This window comes from Micromonospora sp. NPDC049799 (assembly GCF_040656655.1).
Classification (GTDB): Bacteria; Actinomycetota; Actinomycetes; order Mycobacteriales; family Micromonosporaceae; genus Micromonospora.
The window spans coordinates 1-2,489 of record NZ_JBFAMU010000642.1 but is presented as its reverse complement, the minus strand read 5'-3'; the positions used below and the strand labels follow the sequence as shown (position 1 = coordinate 2,489).

Genomic DNA, 2,489 nt, shown 5'->3' with positions numbered 1-2,489 from the left:
CGCCAACCCGTGGCCGGCCGCCGAGGACGTGGACGACCCCGGGCCGACCGGTGGGGTCGGCCGTACCGGCGGCGAGGACCCGACCGGGCCCACCGCCACGGACGTACGCCGCCTGCCGTGGGCCGCCGACGTCTCCGGCATCACCGTCGGGCGCGGCCGGCAGGACGAGCCGTCGCTGCTGGACGGGCTGGACACCTTCGGCGCCGACCTGCCGGACGACGATGAGGAGGAGGGCTACACGCCCCCACCGCCTCCGCCGCTGCCCCGGTTCTCCAAGTACGCGGTGCTCGGCGTCCTGGGCATCGTGGTCGGCTTCGTCCTCTTCCTCTTTCCCGACGTGCTCCCGGCGGACCGCGCGGTGGTGACCCTGCTCGGCTTCACCGGCATCCTCGCCGGCTTCGTCACCCTGATCTGGCGGCTGCGCCCGGGTGACGAGGACGACCGCGACCCGCACGACGGCGCCGTCGTCTGACCAGCCCGCGGGGCGGGGTCGTGCCCGGATGGCGGGACCTCGCGTGCCCGGCCGGTGGCGTAACAATGGTGTAACTTACTGTCAGTAGGAATACCGCTGTCCGTCACTTCCCCCGCTGACTGCCCGGTTGTTCCTCGTCTGGGGCGGTCACTCCTCAGCTGATCGGAATGCCCGAGATGCGACAGAGTTCCCTCGTAGTGGTCGCCAACCGCCTCCCCATCGACGACAGTGTGGCGCCCGACGGCGCCTGCGAGTGGCGCCGCAGCCCCGGCGGCCTGGTCAGCGCGCTGCACACGCTGCTGTCACACACCTCGACCACCTGGGTCGGCTGGGCCGGCGGCAGCGGCCCTGCGCCCGCCCTGCCCGACGTCGACGGTGTCCGCATGCGGAGCGTGGCGCTGAGCACGGAGGACCTCCGCGACCACTACGAGGGCTTCGCCAACGCGACCCTCTGGCCGCTCTACCACGACTCGGTGGAGCAACCGGAGTACCACCGGCGCTGGTGGGAGGCGTACCAACGGGTCAACCAGCGGTTTGCCGAGGCGATTGCCGAGGTCGCCGAACACGGCGCGGTGGTCTGGGTGCAGGACTACCACCTGCAACTGGTGCCGGGCCTGCTCCGCGACCTGCGACCGGACCTGCGCATCGGCTTCTTCCTGCACGCGCCGTTCCCGCCCCCGGAGCTGTTCATGCAGCTCCCCCGCCGCGCCGAGCTGCTGCGGGGCATGCTCGGCGCCGACCTGGTCGGCTTCCAGCGGGCCCAGGCCGCGCACAACTTCGCCCAGCTCGTGTCCAGGGTGCTGGACCTGCCGGCCACCGACCGGCGGATCGCCGTCGACGACCGGGTGGTGCGCATCGGCGCCTTCCCGGTCTCCATCGACACCGCCGAGATGGCCGCGCTGGCCGCCCGCCCCGACGTGGCCGACCGGGCCCGCCGGCTGCGCCACGACCTCGGCGGCCCCGACCACGTCGTCCTCAGCGTCGACCGGATGGACTACACCAAGGGCATCGAGCAGCGGCTCAAGGCGTACAGCGAGCTGCTCGCCGGCGGACACGTCAAGGTCCGGGACACGGTGCTGGTGCAGGTGGCGGTGCCCAGCCGGGAGCGGGTCGGGCAGTACCAGATCCTCCGGGAGCGGGTGGAGCGCGAGGTGGGCCGGATCAACGGCGAGTTCGGTCGGGTCGGCGAGCCGGCCATCCACTACCTGACCCAGCCCTTCGACCGCGCCGAGCTGGCCGCGCTCTACCGGGTGGCGGACGTGATGGCGGTGACCCCGCTGCGGGACGGGATGAACCTGGTGGCCAAGGAGTACGTGGCGGCGCGGGTGGACGACACCGGCGCCCTGCTGCTCAGTGAGTTCGCCGGCGCCGCCGCCGAGCTGTCGCAGGCGTACCTGGTCAATCCGCACGACCTGGAGGGCCTCAAGCAGGGGCTGCTGACGGCGCTGCGGGCCGGCCCGGACGACGTCGGTGCGCGGATGCGGGCCATGCGGGCCCACCTCCACGAACACGACATCCGGGCCTGGGCCCGCTCCTACCTGTCCGCGCTGGACGAGAGCGGTTCCCTGCTCCGCCGTCTCGGCGCGACCGGCTGACCCGCCGGGCGGCGGGTCAGGCCGCCGGCGCCGGGTCCTTCTCCAGCCAGTCGAGGATCGCGTCGACCGGCTCCCGCCAGCGCGCGTCGAGCATCAGGTCGTGCCCCATCCCGGGGAACAGCAGCGGGGCGGAGCCGAAGCGCCGGGCCGCCCGGGTCAGGGCCGCCGCCGGGACCACCCGGTCGTCCGGGCTGCCCACCACCAGCACCGGCGGGTCTCCCACCGGCGGCTCCGGGTCCCGACCGGTGAGCAGTTGCCACTGGGCCCGCCGGCCGGCGCGGCCCAGCCGGGAGACGTAGCCCCGGGCCTGCTCCTCGGGCAGCTCGCGGCTGAACAGCTGACGGCGGTTGAGCCGCAGGGGCCCACCGACCAGCGCCGGCAGCGTACCGAGCGGGTTGCCGCGCAGCGCCGCGCCGAGCGTC

2 protein-coding genes and 1 pseudogene are annotated in these 2,489 nt (G+C 73.9%); 2 read left to right on the top strand and 1 reads right to left on the bottom strand.

The window, feature by feature from the left end:
* Positions 1 to 472, top strand: a 472-nt coding sequence (locus tag AB0I76_RS27650; RefSeq protein WP_357041400.1) for a DUF308 domain-containing protein, incomplete at its 5' end; no start/stop codon positions are given.
* Between the two features lie 176 nt (positions 473 to 648).
* Positions 649 to 2,067 carry a trehalose-6-phosphate synthase gene (locus tag AB0I76_RS27645; RefSeq protein WP_357041397.1) on the top strand — a complete coding sequence of 473 codons (1,419 nt, stop codon included), beginning with the start codon at positions 649 to 651 and terminating at the stop codon, positions 2,065 to 2,067.
* 16 nt (positions 2,068 to 2,083) lie between these two features.
* On the opposite strand, the pseudogene AB0I76_RS27640 reads toward AB0I76_RS27645, so the two are convergent.
* Positions 2,084 to 2,489 (bottom strand): annotated as a pseudogene (locus AB0I76_RS27640) (alpha/beta hydrolase); the annotation flags it as partial.

Bases quoted from the DNA above. Each gene is read 5' to 3' on its own strand.
- AB0I76_RS27645 (WP_357041397.1), top strand. From the start codon at position 649: ATGCGACAGAGTTCCCTCGTAGTGGTCGCCAACCGCCTCCCCATCGAC.